Below are 4,583 nucleotides of genomic sequence, written 5' to 3'. Positions count from 1 at the left end.
CCCCTACCCCGTGGCCGCGGTGGTGTCCCGCGGCGGGCGCCCCGACCTGGCGCCAGCCGCTCTGCCGCTGGTGGCTTGCCCCACCTGCTTCATCGTCGGCGGCCAGGACTTCGAGGTGCTGCGCTGCAATCGCGAGGCCGCCGCCCGGCTCAGCGTCCCCCACGCCCTGCATGTCGTTCCGGGTGCCGCCCACCTGTTCGAGGAGCCCGGTGCCCTCGAGCAGGTCGCCCGTCTGGCCCGCGACTGGTTCCTCCAGCACCTGGCCGGGGCTCGTAACGCCGCCGTGTCCTGATCCCTCGGTCCTCCCCTCGTCATGGCCCACCGCCCTCCCCTCTGGACCGATCGTCTCCAGGCGGGGCTTGCCCTGGCCGACGCCTTCGCCGATCGCCAGGGCCGGGGCCGGGACACCACCCTGCTCGCCTTGCCGAGGGGCGGGGTGCCGGTGGCGGCCGCGATGGCTGCCCGCCTGGAGCTGCCCCTGGCCACCTGGTCGGTGCGCAAGATTGCCGATCCCGCCTGGCCGGAACTGGCGATCGGGGCCGTCGCGGCCGGTGGGGTGGTGGTCTGGCGCAACGGCCAGGGCGCCGTCCGCCGTGCGGCCAGTGCCGAGCGGCACGGCTGGCTTCGGGCCCAGGAGCAGGAACTGCGACGGCGACAGCAGCGCTTCGGTGATCCGCCCGGCGAGTGCCTGCGCGGCCGCCATCTGATCGTGGTGGATGACGGCATCGCCACCGGCATGACCATGAAGGCGGCCCTGATCTCCCTGCGCCAGTGCGCGCCGGCCTCCCTGGCCCTGGCGGTGCCGGTGGTCGACCGAGGCGCCGCCAGCGACCTGGGCCGTCTGGTGGAACGGCTGGAGGCGCTGGCCGTCGTGGATGATCTGCAGGCGGTGGGCCTGTGGTACGAGCACTTTGAGCAGCTCCAGGACCACGAGGTCCTGGCCCTGCTGCAGCCGACGGTTGGCCGTACTGACAGCGCTCCGAATCGGATCTATTCATGAATCAGAGGCCACGACCCGGGTGGTGCGAGCCCAGATCCCGGCAACCGGTCCCAGGGCGCTCGACACGGGGCGCCCTTCCCTATGGCATCGGCGCGGCCATGCGAGCATCCCCAACGAGCGAGCGGGGGATCTGCCGATGACGCCGGGGCAGGCCGACGCCGGGCCCATCGTGATGACGGATCTCCTCGGCATCGCCGCAGCGTTCGCGCTGCCCGGTCGGATCACCCGTCTCGAACCGTTGGGCAACGGCAACGTCAACGACAGCTTCCTTGTCGTCTGTGACGGTGTCGTCTGCGAAGGTTCACCGGAGCGGCGCTTCGTGCTGCAGCGCCTGAACCGCCGGGTGTTCGTGCGGCCCGACCTGGTGATGGCCAACATGATCGCCCTCGGGGAGCATGTCGACCGGCGTCTGGGCCAGGGCTGCCAGCTCCTCATGGGGCGCCGCTGGGAGCTCCCCCGGGTGGTTCCGTCCTCCGACGGAGAGCGTCCCTGGGTGGAGCGGGACGGCGGCTTCTGGCGCCTGATCACCTACATCGACTCCTCCCGCAGCTTCGATCTGGTGACCACGGCCGAGCAGGCCCGGGAGGTGGGCTTTGCGCTGGGCGTGTTCCACCACCTGCTCAGCGATCTGGATCCGGAACGGCTGGCGGACACCCTGGAGGGGTTTCACGTCACGCCCCGCTACCTGGAGCAGTACGACACCGTTCGGGCCAACGTGCCGGCCGCGGCCGATGCTGATGTGCGGCACTGCCGGGCCTTCGTGGAGGCGCGACGGGGTTTCGCTTCGGTGCTGGAGCAGGCCAGGAGCCGCGGTGACCTCAGGACGCGCCCGATCCACGGCGATCCCAAGGTCAACAACGTGATGATGGATGCCGCGTCCGGCCGGGCCGTCGCCATGGTGGATCTCGATACGGTCAAGCCTGGCCTGATCCACTACGACATCGGTGACGGCCTGCGCTCCTGCTGCAACCGCCTGGGGGAGGAGACATCCGACCTGGAGGGCGTCCACTTCGATGTGGATCTCTGCCGGGACCTGCTGGGTGGCTACCTCGCGGCGGCGTCCGGCTTTCTCACCGCGGCCGACTACGACCATCTCTATGCGGCGATCCGGCTGATCAGCTACGAGCTCGGCCTGCGCTTCTTCACCGACCACCTGGCGGGCAACGTCTACTTCCGGGCGGACCGGTCCGACCACAACCTGCAGCGCGCCCTGGTGCAGTTCCGGCTTACCGAAAGCATCGAGGCCCAGGAGGGTCCGATCCGGGCCGTGATCGAGGAGCTCCGGACCACGGCCCGGCCCCCTGTGGATGGCTGAGTTCCACTCCCATGGCTTCGAGCTCCGCCCCTTCGGCGCCGACGGCCCCCCCTCGGACCTGCGGCTGGAGGGCACGGCCAGCCGGGAGGGCGCCCTGCTGCGGCTCCGCTATCGGCTGGGCGGCGCGATCGAGACGCTGCAGCTGCCGCCACCGTCACCGGCCCCCTCGCGCCAGGACGGTCTCTGGACGACGACCTGCTTCGAGTGCTTCTGGGGCCTGGAGGGGGAGCGGCCCTACTGGGAACTGAACCTGTCCCCGGCCGGCCACTGGAACCTGTACCGGCTGGAGGGCTATCGGGAGGGGCTGCGGCCGGAGCCCGGCTACGACCGGCCCCTGCATCGGGTCCGCCAGGGGGACGGCCTCCTTTCCATCGCGCTGGATCTGCCGCTGCCGGCGGACATTCACGCCGATGCTCCCCTGGAGGTGGCGATCACCGCCGTGATCGAGGATCGCCACGGCCAGCTGAGCTACTGGGCCCTGGCCCATCCGGGGGCCGAGCCCGATTTCCACCGCCGGGACGCCTTCCTGCTGCGGCTCTGAGGGCATCCCGCTGGCGTCACGCCCCGGGGCCCGTGGGTTCAGGTGCCGGCGTCGGTGGCTTCGGCGTGATAGCTGCTGCGCACCAGGGGGCCGCTGCGCACCTGGGCGAAACCCAGGCTGCGGGCGATGGCGCCCAGCTCCTCGAACTCCTCCGGCCGCCAGTAGCGGGCCACGGGGATGTGGGCGAGGGAGGGGCGCAGGTACTGGCCCAGGGTGAGCCGCTGGCAGTCGACAGCCCGCAGGTGCTCCAGGGTGGCGACCACCTCGGCGGCGGTCTCGCCGAGGCCCAGCATCAGGCCGGATTTTGTGGGAAGGCCCGGCGCCAGCTCCCGGGCCATGGCCAGCAGGTCGAGGGAGCGGCGGTAGGTGGCGCCGCGGCGCACCTCCCCCTGCAGGCGCTCCACCGTCTCCAGGTTGTGGTTGAAGCAGACCGGGGCAGCGCCGAGCACCGCGCTCAGCCGTTGGCGCTGGGCCCGGCGGCCCGCTTCGGGGTCGGGGTGTCCGCCCCAGAAATCGGGCGTCAGCACCTCGATCAGCACCCGGGGATCCCGCCGACGGATCGCCGCGATGGTGGCGGTGAACAGGCTGGCTCCGTGGTCGGCAAGGTCGTCACGGGCCACGGCGGTGAGCACCACGTAGCGCAGGCCGAGCTCCTGCACCGCCTCCGCCACCCGCTCCGCCTCGGCCCCGTCCAGGGGCATCGGGGCCTGGCCCTTGTCCACCTGGCAGAAGGCGCAGCTGCGGGTGCAGATCGGGCCGCCCAGCAGGAAGGTGGCCGTGCCGGCGGCATAGCACTCGCCCCGGTTGGGGCAGCGGCCCTCCTCGCAGATGGTGTGCAGCCGCTGGGCCTTGACCACCCCCTGCACCCGTTCGGTGGCCGAGGCCTCGCCCAGGGGACGGCGGATCCACTCCGGCAGCCGCTCGGCAGGGGGGAAGGCGCTGTAGCGGCTGGTGGTGGTCATGGCGTCGCGGTCAGGGTGTCGCGCTCAGGCGTCGGGGGTCAGGCGTGGGGTTCATTCCATGCGCCGGCGTCCTTCGAACGCCCGGGCCAGGGTCACCTCGTCGGCATACTCCAGCTCTCCCCCCACCGGCAGGCCGTAGGCGATCCGGGTGACGCTGGTGAAGGGTTTGAGCAGACGGGCCAGATAGAGGCTGGTGGTGTCCCCCTCCACGCTGGGGGTGAGGGCCAGGATCACCTCGATCGCCCCCTCCCGGTCGACCCGCTCCACCAGGGGCTGGATCTGCAGCAGCTCCGGGCCCACCCCATCCATCGGCGAGATCAGCCCGCCCAGCACGTGGTACTGGCCGTGGAACTCGCGGCTGCGTTCCATCGCCAGCAGGTCGCGGGAATCGGCCACCACACAGATCTGGCCGTTGCGGCGCTCGTCGTTGCGGCAGATCTCGCAGAGCTCCTCGGCCGAGAGATGGAAACAGCGCCGGCACTGGCCCACCTGGCTGCGGGCCGCCAGCAGGGCATCGGCGAAGCTGCGGATCTGCTCCTCCGGCTGGCGCAGCAGGTGCAGGGCCAGCCGCTGGGCCGTGCGGGGCCCGATGCCGGGCAGTCGTTCGAACTGGTCGATCAGCCGGGCCAGGGGTCGGGTGAAACCGCTCAGCGAACCGGCTGCAGGTAGGCAGGAATCTAGGCGGCCCGCCCACGGCGGGCGACGGCGCCGGGTGAGGATGGCCCCGGCTCCCGCCAGCTCCCCTGCCCCGCCCCGTGCCATGGG

Annotated in this window: 6 protein-coding genes; 4 read left to right on the top strand and 2 right to left on the bottom strand. The window is 71.8% G+C overall.

Annotated elements, in window-relative coordinates:
* From VB737_RS05580 to VB737_RS05565, 4 genes are all read left to right on the top strand, one after another.
* Positions 1 to 292: dienelactone hydrolase family protein (locus tag VB737_RS05580; RefSeq protein WP_500311841.1), on the top strand; the 292-nt coding region annotated here is incomplete at its 5' end.
* Between the two features lie 21 nt (positions 293 to 313).
* A complete protein-coding gene (locus VB737_RS05575; RefSeq protein ID WP_500311839.1) occupies positions 314 to 1,000 on the top strand; it encodes a phosphoribosyltransferase in 687 nt (228 codons plus the stop codon).
* Positions 1,001 to 1,136: 136 nt separating this feature from the next.
* Positions 1,137 to 2,315, top strand: a complete 1,179-nt coding sequence (locus tag VB737_RS05570; RefSeq protein ID WP_500311837.1) for a phosphotransferase enzyme family protein — start codon at positions 1,137 to 1,139, stop codon at positions 2,313 to 2,315.
* Complete coding sequence (locus VB737_RS05565; protein ID WP_500311835.1) at positions 2,308 to 2,856, top strand: DOMON-like domain-containing protein; 549 nt, start codon at positions 2,308 to 2,310, stop codon at positions 2,854 to 2,856. Before VB737_RS05570 ends, VB737_RS05565 begins: the two co-directional genes overlap by 8 nt.
* Positions 2,857 to 2,894: 38 nt before the next feature.
* On the opposite strand, the gene lipA is transcribed toward VB737_RS05565, so the two are convergent.
* Both lipA and recR read right to left on the bottom strand, forming a co-directional pair.
* Positions 2,895 to 3,818 carry a lipoyl synthase gene (lipA, locus tag VB737_RS05560; RefSeq protein WP_500311833.1) on the bottom strand — a complete coding sequence of 308 codons (924 nt, stop codon included), beginning with the start codon at positions 3,816 to 3,818 and terminating at the stop codon, positions 2,895 to 2,897.
* Positions 3,819 to 3,869: 51 nt separating this feature from the next.
* Complete coding sequence (recR, locus tag VB737_RS05555) at positions 3,870 to 4,439, bottom strand: recombination mediator RecR (protein WP_500311842.1); 570 nt, start codon at positions 4,437 to 4,439, stop codon at positions 3,870 to 3,872.
* Between the last annotated feature and the right edge of the window lie 144 nt (positions 4,440 to 4,583).

It is taken from the genome of Synechococcus sp. BA-120 BA3 (assembly GCF_034931285.1).
Taxonomy (GTDB): domain Bacteria; phylum Cyanobacteriota; class Cyanobacteriia; order PCC-6307; family Cyanobiaceae; genus Cyanobium.
Note: the sequence above shows the minus strand (reverse complement) of the source record. Positions and strands in the feature narration are given on the sequence as shown.

Coding starts and splice junctions, on each gene's coding strand:
- VB737_RS05570 (WP_500311837.1), top strand. CDS start 1,137: ATGACGCCGGGGCAGGCCGACGCCGGGCCCATCGTGATGACGGATCTC.
- VB737_RS05575 (WP_500311839.1), top strand. CDS start 314: ATGGCCCACCGCCCTCCCCTCTGGACCGATCGTCTCCAGGCGGGGCTT.
- VB737_RS05565 (WP_500311835.1), top strand. CDS start 2,308: ATGGCTGAGTTCCACTCCCATGGCTTCGAGCTCCGCCCCTTCGGCGCC.
- lipA (WP_500311833.1), bottom strand. CDS start 3,818: ATGACCACCACCAGCCGCTACAGCGCCTTCCCCCCTGCCGAGCGGCTG.